This window comes from Clostridium sp. AN503, assembly GCF_040719375.1.
Classification (GTDB): domain Bacteria; phylum Bacillota; class Clostridia; order Lachnospirales; family Lachnospiraceae; genus Brotaphodocola.
On the sequence record NZ_JBFDTP010000002.1, the window covers coordinates 1,870,924 to 1,889,864 of the forward strand.

Annotated in this window: 20 protein-coding genes; all 20 read right to left on the reverse strand. The window is 52.0% G+C overall.

The features are described from left to right. Positions 1-82: 82 nt before the first annotated feature. Positions 83-310: a small, acid-soluble spore protein, alpha/beta type gene (locus tag AB1I67_RS16030; RefSeq protein ID WP_367030900.1), complete on the reverse strand. Its 228-nt coding sequence runs from the start codon at positions 308-310 to the stop codon at positions 83-85. Positions 311-376: 66 nt separating this feature from the next. Beyond that, positions 377-3,445, reverse strand: a complete 3,069-nt coding sequence (locus AB1I67_RS16035) for a mechanosensitive ion channel domain-containing protein (protein WP_367030901.1) — start codon at positions 3,443-3,445, stop codon at positions 377-379. A 13-nt stretch (positions 3,446-3,458) separates the two neighbouring features. Further along, the gene (locus AB1I67_RS16040) at positions 3,459-4,223 is read right to left on the reverse strand and encodes a transporter substrate-binding domain-containing protein (RefSeq protein WP_367030902.1); all 765 of its coding nucleotides are present in this window, start codon (positions 4,221-4,223) and stop codon (positions 3,459-3,461) included. Positions 4,224-4,324: 101 nt separating this feature from the next. Then, a complete protein-coding gene (locus AB1I67_RS16045; RefSeq protein ID WP_367032629.1) occupies positions 4,325-4,513 on the reverse strand; it encodes a PspC domain-containing protein in 189 nt (62 codons plus the stop codon). A gap of 51 nt (positions 4,514-4,564) precedes the next feature. Further along, a complete protein-coding gene (locus tag AB1I67_RS16050; RefSeq protein WP_367030903.1) occupies positions 4,565-4,885 on the reverse strand; it encodes a hypothetical protein in 321 nt (106 codons plus the stop codon). Then, entirely contained in the window at positions 4,872-5,435 is a 564-nt protein-coding gene (locus AB1I67_RS16055; RefSeq protein ID WP_367030904.1) for a hypothetical protein, read from the reverse strand. Before AB1I67_RS16055 ends, AB1I67_RS16050 begins: the two co-directional genes overlap by 14 nt. Continuing rightward, positions 5,432-6,190: a DUF1700 domain-containing protein gene (locus AB1I67_RS16060; RefSeq protein ID WP_367030905.1), complete on the reverse strand. Its 759-nt coding sequence runs from the start codon at positions 6,188-6,190 to the stop codon at positions 5,432-5,434. Before AB1I67_RS16060 ends, AB1I67_RS16055 begins: the two co-directional genes overlap by 4 nt. Further along, entirely contained in the window at positions 6,187-6,507 is a 321-nt protein-coding gene (locus tag AB1I67_RS16065) for a PadR family transcriptional regulator (protein ID WP_367030906.1), read from the reverse strand. Before AB1I67_RS16065 ends, AB1I67_RS16060 begins: the two co-directional genes overlap by 4 nt. 280 nt (positions 6,508-6,787) lie before the next feature. Continuing rightward, entirely contained in the window at positions 6,788-7,915 is a 1,128-nt protein-coding gene (rpsA, locus tag AB1I67_RS16070; protein WP_367030907.1) for a 30S ribosomal protein S1, read from the reverse strand. After that, positions 7,896-8,747, reverse strand: a complete 852-nt coding sequence (gene ispH, locus AB1I67_RS16075; protein WP_367030908.1) for a 4-hydroxy-3-methylbut-2-enyl diphosphate reductase — start codon at positions 8,745-8,747, stop codon at positions 7,896-7,898. The genes rpsA and ispH overlap by 20 nt, the downstream gene beginning before the upstream one ends. Further along, positions 8,744-9,442, reverse strand: coding sequence for a (d)CMP kinase (gene cmk, locus AB1I67_RS16080; protein WP_367030909.1), 699 nt, complete (start codon positions 9,440-9,442; stop codon positions 8,744-8,746). Before cmk ends, ispH begins: the two co-directional genes overlap by 4 nt. Before the next feature lie 33 nt (positions 9,443-9,475). Next, positions 9,476-10,711: an NAD(P)/FAD-dependent oxidoreductase gene (locus tag AB1I67_RS16085; RefSeq protein ID WP_367030910.1), complete on the reverse strand. Its 1,236-nt coding sequence runs from the start codon at positions 10,709-10,711 to the stop codon at positions 9,476-9,478. After that, the gene (locus AB1I67_RS16090; protein WP_367030911.1) at positions 10,708-11,079 is read right to left on the reverse strand and encodes a VOC family protein; all 372 of its coding nucleotides are present in this window, start codon (positions 11,077-11,079) and stop codon (positions 10,708-10,710) included. Before AB1I67_RS16090 ends, AB1I67_RS16085 begins: the two co-directional genes overlap by 4 nt. Positions 11,080-11,111: 32 nt before the next feature. After that, complete coding sequence (pap, locus tag AB1I67_RS16095) at positions 11,112-12,659, reverse strand: polyphosphate:AMP phosphotransferase (protein ID WP_367030912.1); 1,548 nt, start codon at positions 12,657-12,659, stop codon at positions 11,112-11,114. A 10-nt stretch (positions 12,660-12,669) separates the two neighbouring features. Next, the gene (locus AB1I67_RS16100) at positions 12,670-14,829 is read right to left on the reverse strand and encodes a M28 family peptidase (protein WP_367030913.1); all 2,160 of its coding nucleotides are present in this window, start codon (positions 14,827-14,829) and stop codon (positions 12,670-12,672) included. A 187-nt stretch (positions 14,830-15,016) separates the two neighbouring features. After that, positions 15,017-16,336, reverse strand: coding sequence for an aspartate kinase (locus tag AB1I67_RS16105; protein ID WP_367030914.1), 1,320 nt, complete (start codon positions 16,334-16,336; stop codon positions 15,017-15,019). A 128-nt stretch (positions 16,337-16,464) separates the two neighbouring features. Further along, on the reverse strand, positions 16,465-16,836 hold the full coding sequence (locus tag AB1I67_RS16110; RefSeq protein WP_367030916.1) for an MmcQ/YjbR family DNA-binding protein: 372 nt from the start codon (positions 16,834-16,836) through the stop codon (positions 16,465-16,467). 14 nt (positions 16,837-16,850) lie between these two features. After that, a complete protein-coding gene (locus tag AB1I67_RS16115; protein ID WP_367030917.1) occupies positions 16,851-17,546 on the reverse strand; it encodes an alpha/beta hydrolase in 696 nt (231 codons plus the stop codon). A 66-nt stretch (positions 17,547-17,612) separates the two neighbouring features. Beyond that, entirely contained in the window at positions 17,613-18,083 is a 471-nt protein-coding gene (locus tag AB1I67_RS16120; protein ID WP_367030918.1) for a VOC family protein, read from the reverse strand. Positions 18,084-18,087: 4 nt separating this feature from the next. Further along, positions 18,088-18,933 carry a VanW family protein gene (locus AB1I67_RS16125; protein WP_367030919.1) on the reverse strand — a complete coding sequence of 282 codons (846 nt, stop codon included), beginning with the start codon at positions 18,931-18,933 and terminating at the stop codon, positions 18,088-18,090. Positions 18,934-18,941: the final 8 nt, after the last annotated feature.

Genomic DNA, 18,941 nt, shown 5'->3' on the forward strand with positions numbered 1-18,941 from the left:
CTTACAAGCGAGCTTGACGCAGATTTTTATTGAGTTATCCCCGCCGGCCTGAACAGTTACGTTCCATTATAAAAAATTTTCCTTATTTTGACAAGGGGGTTGCTTCTAAGGCTTCTTTTTGCATTTCTCGCTTTCTTTTGGTGATCAGGCCGCCGATCCGGCCGCTTTCTTTGGATGTCAGGCATCTCCAGCCTTCTTTTATCACCCGGTCTCCCAGTCCCAGCTCCTCTGCGATCTCAAACTTTAACTGCTCCTCCGGTGTCATATGATTCACATCAAACGGTTCTTTCGATTTCTTGCTCTTTGACATAAACAGGGCACACTCCTTTCTGATTTCTTTAGGAGTATGCCCTGTATTTTCCAGTTTATTCGATTTTTAGGTCTCTGAACCTGCCTTCATCTCTTTGGAAAGCACCTTCTGGGTCTCATTGAACGCATCTGCGCGCATTTTCTCCAGCTCCGTCGCCTTCTGATATTCCTTTGGCTGGTTGAGCACCACCTGCGGGAACGGGATGTTGATATCATACTTGTCAAATAAAAGCTTCATCTCGCGGTTTAGATCCCTGCCAAGCTGCGCCCGGTCTGACTCGGCACATTGAGCCATGATACGGATATTGACACTGTTGTCCCCAAGGGAAACCACGCCCTTGTAGAACGGGCCATCTTTGATGGACGGCAGCCGCTTCTTTATGGACGGCAGCTCCTTTGCCAGGATATTCTCCACACGCTCCAGGGACTCGCCGTACTCAATGCCAACGTCGCAGAAGGTATAGGAATTCTTCCTGGTCATGTTGATGACACCGCTGACGTTGCTGTTGCTGATGATCTTCACATTCTGTCCCGGATCCATGATCTTGGTAGTCCGCACTCCGATCTCCTGCACGGTACCGCGCCAGTCGCCTACCGTGACGATATCGCCCACACGGAACTCCCCTTCAAAGATGATGAACAGCCCGGCCAGGATATCTGATACAAGCTCCTTGGCCCCAAGGCCGATGACCAGGGACAGGATGCCTGCGGAAGCCAGCAGCGTCTTTGTATCCACGCCAAACAGCGCAAAACAGTAATACATCATCGCGATCACAGAAATATACTTTGCAAAGCTGCGGATCATCCTGCACACAGTCTCTCCCCGGGCGCCGAAGGTCCTGGAGAGCATCTTTAATATCTCCCGGAACAGCATGACAAACACGCTGACCACACAGATGATCATAATGCAGCCAGTGACTGCAAAGACATTGACGCCCCGCTCCCATCCGCCGTTGATAACATAGAGGAAGATGGAATCCGCACCGAAAAATCGGTCTTTAAACAGCACCGAAACACAGATGACCAGGGCCAGGACAGACATCAGTCCCTTCAGGATCGATGCGATCTGCTGTTCCGGGGTCTTCTCATCCCACTTGACAGAATTGTTAGCCCAGCGGCTTGCAGCCGTGTCAGTCTTGCCCACACGCCCGTCCGGCAGCATTACATCGATCATCGGGCTGTCTGTCGCTGCGGCCTGTTCCTGTGCACCCTTATCCTTTACTCTGCGGCTTGTGGTGAGCAGCACGAAGATGACCAGCAGAAAGACCAGGCTTGCGCCTGTGCTTGCCAGGGCCACCGGAAGGCGCAGGCTGTTGATCCTGTCCTCCGGAGTTACCACATAGATATAGTCTGTCTCAGTCTCCAGGCTGGAGCCGTAATATTTCCTGTTCTCTATGGTGATATAATCACAGTAACCGTCCCGGAACTGGTTTTCCGTCATTCCATATGTAAGAGCATTCTTCCCGATCATCCGCTCCTGGGGAAACCAGGAAAAGTCTTTTGTTTCTTTGTCTACGGCAAACGCAAACCCGCCTGCACTGGCTTTCACACTACCCAGGACTGAGGACAGCTTCGTGGCAGAAAGCGCCTCCTCCAGTTTTTCCGGATAGAGGGAAATCTGTGCAAACCCATCGGGATTTCCCTGGCTGTCATACATGAGCGCTCCGATGTACTGGTGATACTGACCGGATATCTCATCGGGCATGGACTCCTGGACCACCGATTCGACGCCCTGTAAAAGCTTGCCGAATGCATAGGACTGATCCTCCGGGTTGCTGCTTATCTCAAAATTGACATAGGTGGAATCAGACACCAGTTCTCTGCCCTGACTATCAAACAGCATGATGAATTCCACATCCAATACCTGGCTTAAACCAGCCAGCTCTTCCCGGTTCTGAAGCTGGGGATTGCCGCTCAGGATATATGCGGCAATCTGGCACTTGTTTAAGTATCGCCGGTTGTACTGGGCAGTGAGTGTCTCCACATCCTCCTGGTTCTTTAAAAAGGTGGCCTGAACATCCTCTACCTGCCGGCTGTTGCTGATAGAACGCATGGACAGGGAAAACAGTGTCTGCATATAAAATGAGACGACCAAAACAAAGATCAGCCCTACCGCACAAAGCGTGCCGAGCTTCCTGCCCAGCGGCTTATTGTACACAATACTTCCAAATGCAGTTTGGGCAGCTTCCCCGTCCTCCTTCTCCTTCTTCTGGTCCTGGAGGATCAAAAAACCATAAGAGACCACGATCGTGAGCACCACAAAGAAGATGAACAGCACGATCCCTACAGTGATATTCCCGGAGGATACAAGCTCCGCCTCCGGCACCGCACAGATCACATATGCATTATGCGCATCCAGTTTCTTGACGCCGCAGTACAGGCGTTCGCCGTTCATGGTCATCCAGCCGTAAAAACCATCTTCCAGGTTCTCCACTTCCAGACCGGCATCGATGGAATCCTGGCCCAGCTTTGTCCCGTCAGGATGATACAGTACAGTATAGTCCTGGCTGGATACGGCAAAGGTGTAGCCGTTAAGTCCGACCTTCACATTGCCGAGCATGCTTTCCCAGGAATTGATACCTGCCTGGATCTGATGAAGCTCCGCCGGATCCTGCGCGATCACCGCCAGCCTGTCGGCATTGATTCTGGCAGCGTAATAACGGCGTGTGATACCATCCCTGACGACTTCAAATGCCTCAGACGGTTTGTCCGTCTCAAACACGGTCCTGAGTTGATTATACCGCGTGCGCGTAAAATCCACAGAAACAGAACCGGATGCTGCGATCTGGTTGCCTTCCCGGTCCAGCAGAATGATATCATCCACATTCATCCTGGAAGCCAGATCCTTTAAGTAATAACTGCTCTCGGCAAAACGGCTGTCCTTGTTTGCCATGTAAGCGACCGTTTCCGCCTTGGACTGGTACACCTCGTCATAGCTGATCCGGTTCTGCTCCGCCGTAGCATATGCCTTTTCTACCAGCGGCTCAATCTGCATGATGTTCTCTTTTGTATTCTCCCGCTGGCTGCTTATGGAAAGCCTCGTCTGCATTACAGTCAGAAACGCGCCCAGAAGGATAATACAGACCACGCTGACCGTCAGCAGAAGCTTCTTTTTTCTGCGAAGTTCTTTTGTCATCTCTCTCATCCCCCTAATCCCATTTGTCAATCAGCCCGGCGATGGTGCCGTCATCCAGCATCTTCTGGATGGCATCTGCCACTGGCTTGCTGAGTGAAGAACCCTTTACTGTTGCCACACCGTAATTCTCCGTTCCGGCCACATCCTCCAGGATCATCCTGTCGTCCTTCATATGTGCCCTCGCAACGCCGCCGTCCATACAGACTGCGTCCACGGTGCCGTCCTCCAGCGCTTCTGACAATGCTTCATAGGTATCCCGGTATTCAAGAGAGGAACCCTTTGTATCTTCCGCCGTGATAAGCCCCAGTTCCATGAGCTTTCCCGACAGCTTCGGCGCCGTGTTGGCGCCCTCCAGCACACCGGTCGTTTTCCCGACCAGGTCGTCAATGTGCTCGATCAGAGAAGATCTCTCCACCATGATACTGGTGTAATCCGTAAAGTACGCCGGAGAGAAATCAAAATTCTTCAGCCGTGATTCTTCTATAGAATATGTGGCGATCAGGCAGTCCACTTCCCCGTTGAGCAGCATATCCTTCCGGGTATCCGGAGTGACCGTCACAAACTCCACGCCCGCATAACCAAGGTCATCCGCAAGCTTCTTTGCCAGGTCGATCTCCAGGCCGTAGTACCGTCCTGTCGCAGGATTTAGATACCCCAGTCCCACGATGTCATCCCTCACGCCGACCTTCAGCATACCGCTTTTTGACGAAGTACTGCACCCTGAAAGGACTGCTGCAAATACCAACAGCAGAATAATTACATTTTTCAGCTTTTTCATCTTTTGCCCTCCCATAATTTATCTATATGATTATACCATGGGCGGGAGCGCGGTTAAAGCGTCAAAAATACGTACTTCTGCGCATAATCAGGCTGCACTTCTTACATGTATGGATCCTGCGGGATAATGATCGCCGCCAGGAGATAGACGAAAATCCCAGGGCCGGAACATGCCAGCACTGCCCAGATCAGCCGGACCAGTGTAGCGTCAATGTTCAAATATTCTCCAATGCCGCCGCATACGCCGCAGAGCATCCTGTCTTTACTGGAACGATATAATTTTTTATTCAAATCCATAACTTACCTCTTTTCCTGATGTGAATGGTCTTTGGGTTCCAAATGTCAATTCTCTGTCTCTGTAAATCTGATATAAAGCTCTCCTGCATCGCACTCCAGCTCCGCGCTTTTTCCTGCATGGTTGTCGATGTATTTCTCCCGTCTGAGCCCGGTGTATCGTTCCTCCTGGTCATCTGCAAGAACAATGGTTCCCACATTGGAGGTCAGTTCATAATCAAACTGCTGTTTTTTGCCTTCCAGCCCAAGGTACATGCTCCCGGCCTTACACTCTGCATCAAGTTCCCCGACATTTCCGCTGTTAATAGTCAGAGATCCTGCCATGAGTTCCAATCCCAACTTATCCGTCCGGATCTCATCGATCGCCACACTGGTCGCTGCAGACCTCGATCTCCACCTCGCGGAATTGGTATGCCCGCGGAATATAGATCACCAGGGTTTCCATCCTGCTGCTCTTATAGTCATCAGTACGGCCTTTAAACGGGCCAAGGATATTCTGAAACTCGTGATGGCGTTCAATCTCCAGTTCATCCTCCTCCTGCCGGATATCATAAGAATAGGTCAGCACACTGTCAACCGCATATCCTTCCACGCGGACCGCCGTATCCTGCGGATCTTCCCGGTCCTCTGTCACAACGAAAAGTTCCCCCGGTCCCGCTTCGATCTTTAATTTCCTTACGTGTTCATAGGAGATACTGTCCATCATCGTATCATCCCCCGGGACCATACCGTCGTCCTCAAAACCCTGTATGATCTCTACTGACTGCTTTCTGTGGGGAGTACCATAATTCACAACGCCCTGTACATAGTTCCCAAACTCCTCCATCCCTCCCATCATGGCCCCGGCTGTTATCACGCCAATCCCTGCCAGACAAAAAATAATCCCAAAAACAACAGTCCACTTTATCACCTTATTCATGCCTGTTTCCTCCTTCCACCGTGCAGAAACCTGCTGATCACATTCACAGTGCCGCGGATACAATATGGAAGGAACCTGCCATAAACCAGTACGGAAAGCGCCACTCCGATCAGCCCCAGGCCCAGGGACAGAACGCCAAGCCCAAGCATCAAGACACCCGCCGCAGGATGGGCAAACAGCATTCCCACGCCTATTACCAGCAGGGCAACCGCTCCTACACATGCACCAACCGTGAGCAGTCCTACAAAAATAACGACCACAACTGCGATACCTAAAAGCCCGCCGGCCAGTCCCAGGACGCCGCCGCCGATCCCCAAAAGAATTGGCGCCGCCACTGCCAGCACGATCAAAAGCGCGCCCACCTTAAAGAGCCGTTTCAGCCAGTCATCCTGTCCCCCCGGTCTGCGCTGCCTCGCCGCGTTGCCGCTGCTTCCGGACGCACCGCCCGTTCCGGCCTCATGGACCTCTGGAAGCTCCTGATGCTTTACCACCTGAAAATTTGGGTCCTTAAAACGTTCGTCCTGATATCCGGACTCTGTAAACGCCCCGCCGTCCTCCAGGTTCCCGATCAGATCGCTGCGGATGATCGCCGCCACGCGCTCCGGACTTCCAAACTCCCGCATAACCTGTTCCTCATTCTCATCGCCTGCTTCCTCCAGATAATCCCGGTAATATGCGAGGGCTTCCTCCTTGTCTTCCTCCGGAATGTCCTGAAGCAGATATTCCAGTTCCTTCATAAATTCTGCTCTGTTCATACTGTAGCCTCCTCAAGTATTGTGGATATCTTCTGAGCATAGCTGCTCCATTCCCCCCGGTAGAGATTCAGCTGAAGTCTGCCGCTCTCCGTGATCCGATAATATCTCCGGTTCCTGCCGTCGATCGCCATATCATAAGTCTCCAGGCAATCTTCCTTCTGCAGCCGCCGGAGCACCGGATACAGGGTTGACTCCGAGATGTCGATCACATCCCGCACATCCTGGGTAATCTTATACCCATAGGTTCCCTGCTGTTCCCTGGATACTACTGCCAGTACAATGGCGTCCAGAAGCGCAGCGCCTGTGTTAAAAATCATATCCAGCCCGCCTTTCTGCTTGTGCTTGCTCCACATTCCCCATCCTTGATTTTGCCAATTTGGGGGCTGTGTTATTCATCGAACTATATTATACATCATATAACATATCTTACAATCAATACTATACAACGTATAATATTATTTGTCAATATAATATTGTATTTATTTATTTTTTCTTTCATCTCTAAAACCCATAGGATATGCCCCATAAAACAAAAAAAGAGAAGCAAGCCAGTCATGCCGGCTTCGCCTCTCTTTTTACTGTATCTGTTTTTAATAATTACTCTGCGTCTGCTGCTGCCATTGCCTCGATATCCACATCAGCCACATCCTGATCCTCTGTGTGATGCTCTGCCGGTGCCTGCAGTGCTTTGATGCTCAGGCTGATCTTACGGTCTTCCCCGTTGAAATCAACAACCTTTGCCTCGATCTCCTGTCCAATGCTCAATGCATCAGCCGGTTTATCTACATGCTCTCTGGAAATCTGGGAAACATGGAGTAATGCGTCTACGCCTGGCTCCAGCTCTACAAATGCGCCGAAATCAGTCATACGCGCCACACGGCCGTACACAATATTGCCAACCGCATACTTCTCAGCTGCGCTTACCCACGGATTCTCCTCCGGGAACTTCAGGCTCAGGGCGATCTTCTCACCGCTGATATCCTTGATCAGCGCTCTCACATTGTCTCCGGTCTTAAATACCTTCTTCGGGTTCTCTACACGGCCCCAGGACATCTCGGAGATGTGAAGCAGACCGTCTGCTCCGCCCAGATCGATAAATGCGCCGAAGTCAGTCACGTTCTTCACAACACCCTCGACTGTGTCGCCAATATGGATGCGCTCGAACAGCTCTTTCTGCATCTCAGCCTTCTTCGCGATCATCAGCTGCTTTCTGTCACCGATCACTCTTCTTCTCTTAGGATTGAACTCGGTGATCACAAAATCAATATCCTGACCGGCGTATTTAGTCAGGTCTTTCTCATAGCTGTCGGATACAAGGCTTGCCGGGATGAAGACTCTGGCCTCGTCCACTACCACGCTTAAGCCTCCGTCCAGAACCTGCGCTACCTTGGCGGTCAGCACTTCATGGTTCTCAAATGCTTCTTCCAGTCTCTTGTTGCCCTTGTCGGCTGCCAGTCTCTTATAGGACAGAGCTACCTGGCCTTCGCCGTCGTTTACTTTCACAACCTTGGCTTCCATCTCGTCTCCGACAGATACCATGGTCCTTAAATCTACATTCGATTCGTTGGTGTACTCACTTCTCGGAATGATACCATCTGATTTGTATCCTATATTCAAGACGATTTCATCATCTTTCACATCAATGACCTTACCAGTGACGATCTCTCCCGTACGTATTGTTTTTAATGATGCTTCCAACATTTGTTCAAAACTTAATTCTGACATTAGTATGAACCTCCTCAATAATTTGATTCGGGGTGGACGCCCCTGCTGTAATACCTACGCTGCGCACAGAATTCACACATTCAGGATTGAAATCGCCTAGTGACTGGATAAAGTAAGTGTTCTTACATTCCTTTTGGCATATCTCGTAGAGTTTCTGTGTGTTGGAACTATTCCTGCCTCCTATGACAATCATAGCTTCCACTTCAGAAGCAATACGCCTAGCTTCCACTTGTCTTTCCTGTGTTGCATTGCAAATCGTATTTAAAACAAGTATATCATAACCCTTTTTCTCAAATTTTTCAACTAAATCTTGAAATTTATTGTAATTAAATGTCGTCTGGGACACGATACACAGCTTTTCGTCCTGTGAAACCGGCAGATTTTCTATCTGAGAGGCGTTTTCCACCACCAGAGTCCGCTCGTCTCCCCAGCCACGGATGCCCTCTACCTCCGGGTGGGAAGGGTTCCCGATGATGATGACCCGGCGTCCCTCTGCCTGCTGCTGTTGCACGATCCGGTGGATCTTTTTTACAAAGGGGCAGGTTGCGTCTACCATGGTGATCCCATGCTGCTCCAGCAGATCGTAAACTGCCTTTCCAACGCCGTGGGACCGGATGATGACGATCCCCTCCGTCAGGGCCTCAAGCTCCTCCACGGAATTTAAGACCCGCACGCCCTTCTTCTCTAAATCCTCCACCACCTGCTCGTTGTGAATGATAGGACCGAAGGTATATACCGGCTGATCTGCGGAAGCGATCTGCTCGTAAACCTGTTCCACCGCACGTTTTACGCCGAAACAGAAACCCGCGGTCTTTGCTACGGTCACCTTCATCCGACATCCCCTTTCCAGGAGAGGCCTTTCGAGCAGGCTGCGTCGATGATCGCCTGCACCACCTGCGCAATATCCATCTCGGAGCTGTCCACATAAACCGCATCCTCCGCCGCCTTAAGGGGCGCGACCGGACGGTTCATATCCCGCTCATCCCGTTCTATAATATCCTGCTCAATTTCCTGCAAATTACACATTACACCTTTTTCCACCAGTTCCTTGTAACGGCGCATGGCCCTTACGCGGGAGCTGGCTGTCAAAAATATCTTGACGTCGGCATCCGGCAGGATACAGGTTCCGATATCCCGTCCATCCATGATCACATCATGCTCTGCCGCCAGATTCCGCTGAAGGTCCAAAAGATGAGACCGGACTGCCGGGTAGACGCTGGCAGCAGACGCCATATTGCCTGCCTCCTCCGTGCGGATCAGCCCGGAAACGTCCTCACCGTTTAACAGAACCTGCTGCACGCCGTCCTGATACCGGATCGTGATGTCGGCCTTCTGTGCGGCCTCGCTGACCGCCTGTTCATCTTCCGGCGCAATGCCCTGCCGCAGCAGGCAGAGTGCGATGGCGCGGTACATGGCGCCCGTGTCCACGTAGATAAATCCCAGTTTTTTTGCAACCATTTTTGCTATTGTGCTTTTTCCCGCCCCTGCAGGGCCGTCAATCGCTATGTTAAATGCTTTTCTTTCCATGCTTTTTGTTACTGCTCCTTTATTATGTCTCGTTTACATTGGAACGGAAATCCCCGCCAGATACCCGGTGGACCAGGCGATCTGGAGATTGAACCCTCCCGTCACCGCATCCAGGTCCAGCACCTCTCCCGCAAAATAAAGCCCTTCCACCAGCTTTGACTCCATCGTGGAGGGATTTATCTCCTTCACGGAAACGCCGCCCTGTGTGATGATCGCCTCTTTGTAATCCCGGAAGCCTGTCAGCGTCAAACGGAAATCTTTGATCTGGCTGACGATCCGGCGGCGTTCCTCCCGCGTGATCTCATTGACCTTCTTTTCCTGGGAGATACCGCTGCGCTCCACGACTGCCGGCATCAATTTGGAGGGCAGCAGATGGACCAGCGCATTTTTGTACTGTTTATTCTTCATCTCCTCAAAATCCCTCAGGATACGGGCATCCAGCTGCTCTTCGGAAAGAGCCGGCTTTAGATCTATGGACAGCTCCAGCGGCCCTTTCTTAAGCTGGGACGCCACAAAGCTGCTGGCCGATAAAAGGACCGGACCGCTGACCCCGTAATGGGTAAACAGCATCTCTCCAAATTCCTCATACAGCGTCTTGCTGCCTTTTAAGATCCTGGCATTTATATTGCGCAGGGACAGGCCCTGAAGCTCCTTCACCACGGGTTCCTTCACCTCGAAAGGCACCAGCGCGGGGGACAGTTCCGTAACCCGGTGTCCCAACTCCTTTGCAAACCGGTATCCGTCCCCGGTAGAACCGGTGGTCGGATAGGATAATCCGCCGGTAGTCACGATCACCGCGTCTGCCAGCACGGTCCGTCCGCCCTTTTTCAGGCGGATCCCAGTCACATGCCCATCCTGTGTCATGATCCCGGAAACTTCTTCATGAAGACTGATCTCCACACCCAGATCCCGGAGACGGGCGCTCAATGCGCGGATCACATCAGACGACTTGTCGGAAACCGGAAACACACGGTTGCCCCGCTCTGTCTTTACCTGGCAGCCATTCTGCTCCATAAAGTCCATCACATCAAAGTTCGTAAAACCATAAAAGCTGCTGTAAAGAAACTTGGGGTTGTGCACCACATTGCCGAAGAGCTCCTCCGTATCACAGGCATTGGTCAGATTACATCTGCCTTTGCCGGTGATAAATATCTTCTTTCCAAGCTTTTCGTTCTTCTCATAGATATGGACCTGGTGTCCCGCGCCTGCGGCGGCGATCCCTGCCATCATTCCGGCAGCGCCTCCTCCGATGACTGCAACCCGGCTCATGGCCTGCCCTGCACGAGATGGATGGCAAATCCGCCGATCTCCTGCTCCATATAGGCGAAGAAACAGGTTCCGTCCTCACGGAATTTCCTGGTATCTTCTACAAACCTAACGCCCTTTTCTTCAAAGTATCTCATGGCCGCTTCACAGTCATTGACCGCAAATCCAATATGGCCGTGCGTTCCCCTGCCGTTCTCCTTCATGATCTCCACCAGCTCCCCGGAAAAATAGGATTTCGGGGTTTCCCGGGTGGTCAGGGTGAGCAGGGATAAAAACTCCTCCGCCCACCGTCCGGCTTCCTCTGCGCATGAGGCATTGATCCCCACATGCGCAACGCTCATGTCAAAAAGCTCCACTGCTGTCTTATCCATTGCCTTATCTCTCCTTGATATCCTGTCTCTTTTTAATCCTGTTTATCTTTCTGTTTTTCTTCTTCCTTCACCTGACGGATCCTGGCCTCCAACGCCTCCACCACCGTGCGCAGGACCTTTACCCTGGCATAGTATTTGCAGTTGCCCTCCACCACGATCCAGGGCGCATAGGTTGTGGATGTGCGCACCAGCATCTCGTTGACCGCCTGCTCATACTGATCCCATTTCTCCCGGTTTCTCCAGTCCTCATCGGTGATCTTCCACTGTTTTTCCGGGTTGTCCATGCGTTCCTTGAAGCGGCGCTCCTGTTCGTCCTTGTCGATCTGCAGCCAGAATTTCAGCACCACCGCCCCGGCATTGGCCATATGGGCTTCCATCTCGTTGATCTCCTGGTATGCGCGCTTCCACTCTTCATCACTGCAGAAGCCCTCGATCCGTTCCACCATCACCCTGCCGTACCAGGTGCGGTCAAATATCGCAATGTGGCCTGCCTTCGGCACATGATTCCAGAAACGCCACATATAATGGTGCTTCTTCTCAATGTCATTGGGCGCAGCAGTGGGACACACCTGATACCCCCGCGGGTCCAGATGACTGGTCAGACGTTTGATGGCGCCGCCTTTTCCTCCTGCATCCCAACCCTCGAAGCCCAGCACCACCGGGATTCTCCTGCGGTAGATCTCACTGTGCAGCATTTCCAGCTTTTTCTGAAGGTCGTCTATCTGCTCCTTGTATTCTTCACGGGTCAGGTTCTTCGTCAGATCCACACCGGAAAGAACGCCGTTCTGATACCGGCTGTCAGCTTCCCCTGCCGCCGTCTTCTCTGCAGCCTGTGCGCCGGACGCAGCCTTCGCTGCGATCCTGGCGGCCTTCTCTGTCAGCGCCGTCTCCAGGGCCTCTGTCACGGTCTTCAATATCTTCATGGCGGCGTAATTCTTGTCTGTCGCCTCAATGATATCCCAGGATGCATACTCTGTATCAGTCTTTTCCAGCATTTCCTCGTTGAGCAGCAGATAACGGTCGTACTCCTTATTCCGCTTCCAGTCGTCCTCCGTCACTCTCCAGGAGGTCTCTTTTTCTTCCGTCAGCTTTTTAAAGCGCTTTTTCTGTTCTGCTTTGGAGATGTAGAGGAACAGTTTGATGATCACCGTCCCATCGTCCGCAAGCTGCTTCTCAAAGGAACGGATATCCTGGAATATCTCCGGGATTTCCCTTTTTTTCACCAGACCGTCAAACCGGTCCGTCAGCACCTTCCTGTACCAGCTCCTGTCAAATATGGCAATCCTGCCCTTTTCCGGCGTCAGCGTCCAGAATCTCCACAAAAATGGACGCATGGCCTCTTCCTCTGTCTCCCGGTTGCTGGCATATACGTCAAACCCGCGCGGGTCCAATGCCTGGATCAGCCGGTTGATCTGTGTTCCTTTTCCGGCAGCCCCCATTCCCTCAAAGAGAATGACCACCGGTATCCCGGCTTCTTTGAGTCTCCTCTGAAGCTGCCCCAGCTTTGTTCCGTACTCCTTCTGTGCCTGCCTGTAAACTTCCTTTTCCACGGTCCTTGATAAATCGATCTTCTCCAGCATACGTTACCTCCTATGATTGTGGCTGGGATTCCGGCTGCGGCCCGGTCTCCGTCAGACGTTCCTCCTCTGGCTCCGGCGGCAGGTTATCCTCTGGCTCCTCTGCGCCGGACTGTAACTGCAGGTTGCCGCGCACCCAGCTGCGGTACGTCTTCAGTTCTTCAAAACTATAGAAAAAGCCAACCCTTGCGCTCCAGCTCCCATCCATATCCTGCGGCCTGTGCGCCAACACGAACATCTGGAATGCGTCCGGGAAATCCGGTAAAGCGAGCTTATCCTCCGCTGAAACTCCGGGTCCGGCGCCCGGACGGACCTCCGGTTCTGCTGTCTGTTCCGGCCCCCCTGTCTGCTCCGGGGCCTCCGGCTGGCCTTCAAACCGGGTCTCAAACAGTCCTATATAGCCATTTTCCATAGACGCCTCCAGATACTGCCCGTAAAGTCCGGCAAGCACCCGGATCGTGTCTGTCTCATTGCGCCAGTCTCCATCTGCGTCCAGTGCATCCTCCAGGTCTATCCCCAGTTCCCACAGGGCATGTTCCCCGCCGGGCGCTGCCGCCTGCTCTTCTCCTGCTTCTGCCGCCACCGGTTCCATGGGTTCCAGATAGCTCTTCGTGCTGCCTGCCCCGTCTGTATACAGGGTAACCGCGCCGATCCTTCCCCATGCTTCCTGCGGAAAAACATCACGAAAAAGTTTCATGACCTTTTCTGTCCTGTCGTCCTCCGTATTCTGCCAGAGTATGGTACCATCCGGAGTCCTCTGTTCCAGGATCATCTTATCAGTGGAGTATTCCCTGATTTCCAGATCATAACCGTCTGTACCGGGTATCAGGGCAAAAAATCTTCGGTTTACAAGATCGGTCCAGTCATACTCCGTGCCGCTCGGTCCTTTATTCTCCCCAACAGGCTCCCCATACATATCCGTCAGGCGTTCCCTCATATCCTCAAAGTCCACACCTGCGCCGTCTGCCTCCAGCGATACCATATCCAGCTTTCCATCCGTGTAGTAATAATCTGTCAGGATGACCTGATCCACATCAAACCATTTCATCCGGTACTGATACTTTTCTATCGGCCTGCCGGACGCATCTGTATTGGTCGCAGCCAGCACCCCATGAATACCGACAACCGCTTCCATCTGTCCCCGGCTGCCCCCAAAATACATGGGCGTATCCTTCTTCTGTACAAATGCATAGTCCCACAGATCATTATAAAAATGTGCTTTCGCCATCATAGACGGGGTGTCCGGACTCATAACCCGGGACACCATCTGGCTCACAACGTCCACCACATGAGATACCCGCTCAATATCTACAGTCTCAGCCGTATCAAGGGGGGTTCCGTTTTCAAAAGCCTCTCTCTTCTGGCTGATGGACACCGCCGGGATCTGCCCCGCCACATAAGCGCCAACAGCCCCCTCCGGCCGCTCTTCATACTCCCATGACTCCCCCAGCACATCCCGGGATGCTTCGCCCAGCATATCTCCCAGCATGGTCTCCCTGCCGTCCAGAGTTCCCAGCACGATCTGTTCATCGGATATGTACCCCAGAGCGTTTAAGTCAACAGCCCCGATCATCCGCTCCCGCTCCCTCTTTGAGAGGGATTCCATATAATGGCGTGCACCGATCTGGTCGGCTTCATGCCCGGAGAAACTGATACACCGGATCTCTGTGTCAGTAGGCAGACGCGACAAAAGCCGTGCCGTTTCAAGCATCGTCACCACGCCGGAGGCACTTCCATTGGCCCCCGGACTTCCTTCTGCCGTATCATGATGAACGCTGACAATCAGGATATCTGCATCTGGTGAAGCTGCCCTGCGGACGGCGATCACATTGGTCCCGGTAACCACCGCCTCCCCGGTCTCATACCGGAACCGCTGCCGCTCCACATCATATCCGTAATCCTGCATGAGCTGCTGCATATACCGGGCCGCATCACTTTCCCCCCTGCTTCCGCTTGGTCTGGGCGTTGCAGTCAGGATATCAAGCTCCTCCTGAATATAAAAAGGATTCACCTCCTCCAATACCAGGATCTCCTCCGGCGTCTCATAAGCCTGCCCTGCACTTTCCTGCGGCAGTATCCGGGTGGATGGGCCGGCGCAGCCGGACAGCAGTACACCGGACAACACACCGGCCGCAAGACGGACTGCCAGTGCGGTTCCATATGAATCTTTCATCTGTGACTCCTTTCGGACAGATATTAATTTTTCTCTTTTGTCTCCACAAAGTGTTCATCATATTATATCACAGATTTTCATAATTAGAAAGAGGCAACCACCGGCGGCGGTTTCTTCCGACCACCCCGGCGCTGCCTCCTTCGACTTATGATAACCAGAAAAAGTTTCTCTGGTCCTGGATCCTGTTTTAAAGCTCCGCCATAATGAAAATATCATAGATTGCCTTGATCGCTGCCTCAAAATCCGCGTTTTTCACGCCAATAATGATATTCAGCTCACTGGAGCCCTGATCGATCATCTTCACATTGATCCTTGCATGGGCCAGGGCGGAGAATATCCTTCCGGCAGTACCGCGGGTAGCTTTCATGCCGCGTCCCACGACTGCTACCAGTGCCAGATCAGACTCCAGGTCTACGCTGTCCGGCTCCACAGCGCGGTGGATCCCGGCGATCACCGACTGCTCATACTCCTCAAACTCATCCTGGTGCACCATGATGGTCATGGTATCAATCCCGGACGGCATATGCTCAAAGGAGATCCCGTATTTCTCAAATACCTGCAGGACCTTCCTGCCGAACCCGACCTCCGCGTTCATCATGGCCTTTTCAATATTGATGGCGCAAAAGCCTTTTTTGCCTGCTATCCCGGTGATCGTATAGCGGGGCTTGCGGCAGGTGCTCTCTACGATCAAAGTCCCCTTATCCTCCGGCTTGTTGGTATTCCTGATATTGATCGGGATACCCTCCCTGCGTACCGGGAAAATAGCGTCCTCATGCAGCACACTGGCTCCCATATAAGCCAGTTCCCGCAGCTCCTTATATGTAATCGTCTCGATCACTTCCGGGTCCGGCACTACGCGCGGGTCCGCTACCAGGAAACCGGAAACGTCCGTCCAGTTTTCGTATAAGTCGGCGTGGATAGCCCTGGCTACGATCGAACCGGTCACATCGGAACCTCCTCTGGAAAATGTCTTGATGGTCCCGTCATGTTTCGACCCGTAAAAGCCTGGGATAACTGCCCGTTCCACATTCTCCAGACGCTCCGAAAGCTCTTTATTGGTGGTATCCGCCTCAAAAACACCGTTCTCATCAAAGAATATGACCTCTGCGGCATCAATGAATTCAAAGCCCAGATAATCAGCCATCACGATACCGTTTAAGTACTCTCCGCGTGAAGCTGCGTAATCGCGTCCGATTCCGTTTACAAAATTCTCCTCGATCCGCTCAAATTCATGATCCAGGTTCAGATTCAGATCCAAGCCGTTTATGATCTCCTGATAGCGGTCTTTGATCTTGTTTAAGATCTTCTTATAGCTGCCGCCGGTGGATGCAGCGTCGTAACATGCATAGAGCATGTCGGTCACTTTTTCATCCTTACTGCTGCGCTTGCCAGGTGCCGAAGGAATCACAAAACGTCTTGTCTTGTCGGCACGGATGATCTCGCCCACCTTCTTGAACTGACGGGCGCTGGCAAGGGAACTGCCGCCGAATTTCACTACTTTTTTCATAATTGGGTTATCTCCTCGTATGGTTTCTTTTATTTTGCAAACCGTTTACGGAAAATAATACTTTAATTATCGGCTCCTGTCAAGACAGTTTCCTTCTTAAATCCCCTCAAATGCGCGCATTTTATCAATCATTTCGTCAATTCATAACTGCCGCCGAGCAGGCTGCATATCTCCTCTTTTCCCACAGGCCCGTCCAGTAAAATAGAGATCCAATGCTCTTTATTCATATGATAAGCAGGACAAAATCCATCCTGTGCCTGCAAGAATGCGACCAGCTCCGGATCCGCCTTGACATTTAAAACATCTACTTCGTCTTCCGTCCCAAGTCCTACCCTGGCGCCGGAAACCCGCATCACGATGGCAAACCATTTCTGCGGCGCTTTCCCGTTCTTCCCCGGCCTGTGGCGCAGCACCGCCGCCTCCGGCGAGCTTTTGAACAGGTAGACAGGCTCAATATGATAGGTCCGTTTTACATAATCAAATACATCTTTTCGGTCCATGCCGCGCTCTCCTTCTAAAGTCCTCTGCGTCCCCCATGCAAAAACTCCTCCACGGCCCGGTTAAATTCCACCGGGTTTTTGCCCGCGATAAAATGATCCCCCGGCAGGATAACCAGTTTTGCTCCCGGTATGCTCTCATGGATCAGCCTGGTATGGGACTCCTTGATCATATCCTGACTCCCGGCGATCACCAGGGTCCTGACTTTCAGTTTCTTAAGATCCCCAGGCCGGATCTGCGGCTCTTTGACCATAAGCCCTAAAAGCTCTTTATTCCTCCTGGCCTTTTTGCTGCACACCGCCGCTGCGGACGCCATATAATAGCCGATGACAATAGGAATCTGCACAGACAGCTTTACCCCCGCAGGATACAGATTAGCGCCGTTTAAGATCAGGCTGTGAACCCGCCCCGGATGCTTTATGGCAAATGTCAGAGCGATATTGCCCCCGTCAGAGAAACCCAACAGATCTGCTCTATCAATCCCATGCATATCCATAAATCCCAGAAGATCCTCTGCAAACTGCCCGATGGTAAAAGGCGCGCTTCCCCGGGGAGACTTCCCGTGCCCCCGGGTGTCCACCGCGATCACCCTGATGGATCTGGAAAAATATTCTGTCTGGTGTACAAAATAGCTGCCATCCTCCCCATTGCCATGTAAAAGGATAAGGGGCATACCGGTTCCCCGTTCTTCATAATGAAGGGTGATATCCATATTGTCCTCCTCCGCCTATGCTGCAAGTATCTGCGCCCTCCTGCCAGCTCCGTTTACTGTGCAGCGCTACCGCATACATCCATGTACAAACTTAAGCGGCACATCCATTCGTTTTGCGGTCTCCTCCACAGTCATGCCGCTTTCCAAAAACCGCCGGCAGACCACCTTTATGTTTTCTCCGATTTCGATCACATGCTGATCCGGGTCATAGATCCTGACGGCCCGCTGTCCCCAACTGTGTTCCTGTACGGGGTGCACATAGCGGATCCCGTCTATTTTTGACAACTTTTCTATAAATCCGTCAAACTCATCCTCTTCAAAATAGACTTCCGCGTCATTCCCGCCAAAGCGGATCATGTCCCCATCGGTCATTCCTAAAAACTTCATCCAACTGTCTTTAGTCTGAAGACACATGCCGCCCGTAAGCGTCACATTCGCCCCAAAATCCATAATGACCCGGAGTCCCAGCACCTCCTTGTAAAATTTCACGGAGCGTTCCATATCCTCCACAACAATCAGCGGGTTCTTCATTTTCATAATCTTATCTTCCTTCATCAATTTTTTCTTCAATAAAAGGAGCATACATCATAATGGCCTGATTTGCCAGCAAAAGCTCTTCGCAAAGCATTTCTCCGCCCTGCCATATCTCACGGTACAGTTCATTGCTGCGGCTGTAACCTCCCCAAAATTCCCGTTGCATAAGGTGGTTTTTTTCTATGATCCTGTAGCTTTGACGTATCGGTGCGGAACTTCTCAGCTCCCCCTTTAAGTACTCCTCATCCATCCATATAAGAAACTGGAAATCCATATCCGTATCATTGCGCAGCATCAGGTCAATATGCGGATAAGAGCACGTGGCCCCGCTCCCGAAAGGCTGCTTTCGATTGGCATCAGGAAACACATCATACCCATGACGGTGTCTTTCCACCACGGTCAGAGGGGAATGAAGCGCCATCCAGAATATTAAGTTGGACAGCTGACACAATCCGCCCCCGACTCCCGCAGATATCTGCCCGCTTTGCAGCACCATTCCATCCAGATATCCCTTCCGTCTGGTTGGCTTGCCGATCAGACGCCAGTAGCTGAACACCTCTCCCGGATGGATGATCACCTGGTCAATCTTTTTGGATGCCAGCTTTAAATTCGTCACTTTATTATACTGATATACCATATTAAGGCCGTCCAACTGCCGCAAAAGAGGGGTTTCGTGACTGAAACAGCAATATGTAAGCGGCTCTCCCCGCTCCCCCGCAAACCGTTTTCTCATGGTGATCCATATGGCTTTACGAAGGCATCCATAATACAACCCTCCAAATTTCCTGCGCAGCCGGCCCCGGCGTACCGGTTCGGGGATTCTGGCGCCGGCCGCGGACTTTACTTTTTTCATTGGCAATG

What these genes read in the sequence shown, in the direction of transcription:
- AB1I67_RS16030 (WP_367030900.1), bottom strand. Translation starts at nt 310, where the DNA reads ATGTCAAAGAGCAAGAAATCGAAAGAACCGTTTGATGTGAATCATATG.
- AB1I67_RS16035 (WP_367030901.1), bottom strand. Translation starts at nt 3,445, where the DNA reads ATGACAAAAGAACTTCGCAGAAAAAAGAAGCTTCTGCTGACGGTCAGC.
- AB1I67_RS16040 (WP_367030902.1), bottom strand. Translation starts at nt 4,223, where the DNA reads ATGAAAAAGCTGAAAAATGTAATTATTCTGCTGTTGGTATTTGCAGCA.
- AB1I67_RS16055 (WP_367030904.1), bottom strand. Translation starts at nt 5,435, where the DNA reads ATGAATAAGGTGATAAAGTGGACTGTTGTTTTTGGGATTATTTTTTGT.
- AB1I67_RS16060 (WP_367030905.1), bottom strand. Translation starts at nt 6,190, where the DNA reads ATGAACAGAGCAGAATTTATGAAGGAACTGGAATATCTGCTTCAGGAC.
- AB1I67_RS16065 (WP_367030906.1), bottom strand. Translation starts at nt 6,507, where the DNA reads ATGATTTTTAACACAGGCGCTGCGCTTCTGGACGCCATTGTACTGGCA.
- rpsA (WP_367030907.1), bottom strand. Translation starts at nt 7,915, where the DNA reads ATGTCAGAATTAAGTTTTGAACAAATGTTGGAAGCATCATTAAAAACA.
- ispH (WP_367030908.1), bottom strand. Translation starts at nt 8,747, where the DNA reads ATGAAGGTGACCGTAGCAAAGACCGCGGGTTTCTGTTTCGGCGTAAAA.
- cmk (WP_367030909.1), bottom strand. Translation starts at nt 9,442, where the DNA reads ATGGAAAGAAAAGCATTTAACATAGCGATTGACGGCCCTGCAGGGGCG.
- AB1I67_RS16085 (WP_367030910.1), bottom strand. Translation starts at nt 10,711, where the DNA reads ATGAGCCGGGTTGCAGTCATCGGAGGAGGCGCTGCCGGAATGATGGCA.
- AB1I67_RS16090 (WP_367030911.1), bottom strand. Translation starts at nt 11,079, where the DNA reads ATGGATAAGACAGCAGTGGAGCTTTTTGACATGAGCGTTGCGCATGTG.
- pap (WP_367030912.1), bottom strand. Translation starts at nt 12,659, where the DNA reads ATGCTGGAGAAGATCGATTTATCAAGGACCGTGGAAAAGGAAGTTTAC.
- AB1I67_RS16100 (WP_367030913.1), bottom strand. Translation starts at nt 14,829, where the DNA reads ATGAAAGATTCATATGGAACCGCACTGGCAGTCCGTCTTGCGGCCGGT.
- AB1I67_RS16105 (WP_367030914.1), bottom strand. Translation starts at nt 16,336, where the DNA reads ATGAAAAAAGTAGTGAAATTCGGCGGCAGTTCCCTTGCCAGCGCCCGT.
- AB1I67_RS16110 (WP_367030916.1), bottom strand. Translation starts at nt 16,836, where the DNA reads ATGGACCGAAAAGATGTATTTGATTATGTAAAACGGACCTATCATATT.
- AB1I67_RS16115 (WP_367030917.1), bottom strand. Translation starts at nt 17,546, where the DNA reads ATGGATATCACCCTTCATTATGAAGAACGGGGAACCGGTATGCCCCTT.
- AB1I67_RS16120 (WP_367030918.1), bottom strand. Translation starts at nt 18,083, where the DNA reads ATGAAAATGAAGAACCCGCTGATTGTTGTGGAGGATATGGAACGCTCC.
- AB1I67_RS16125 (WP_367030919.1), bottom strand. Translation starts at nt 18,933, where the DNA reads ATGAAAAAAGTAAAGTCCGCGGCCGGCGCCAGAATCCCCGAACCGGTA.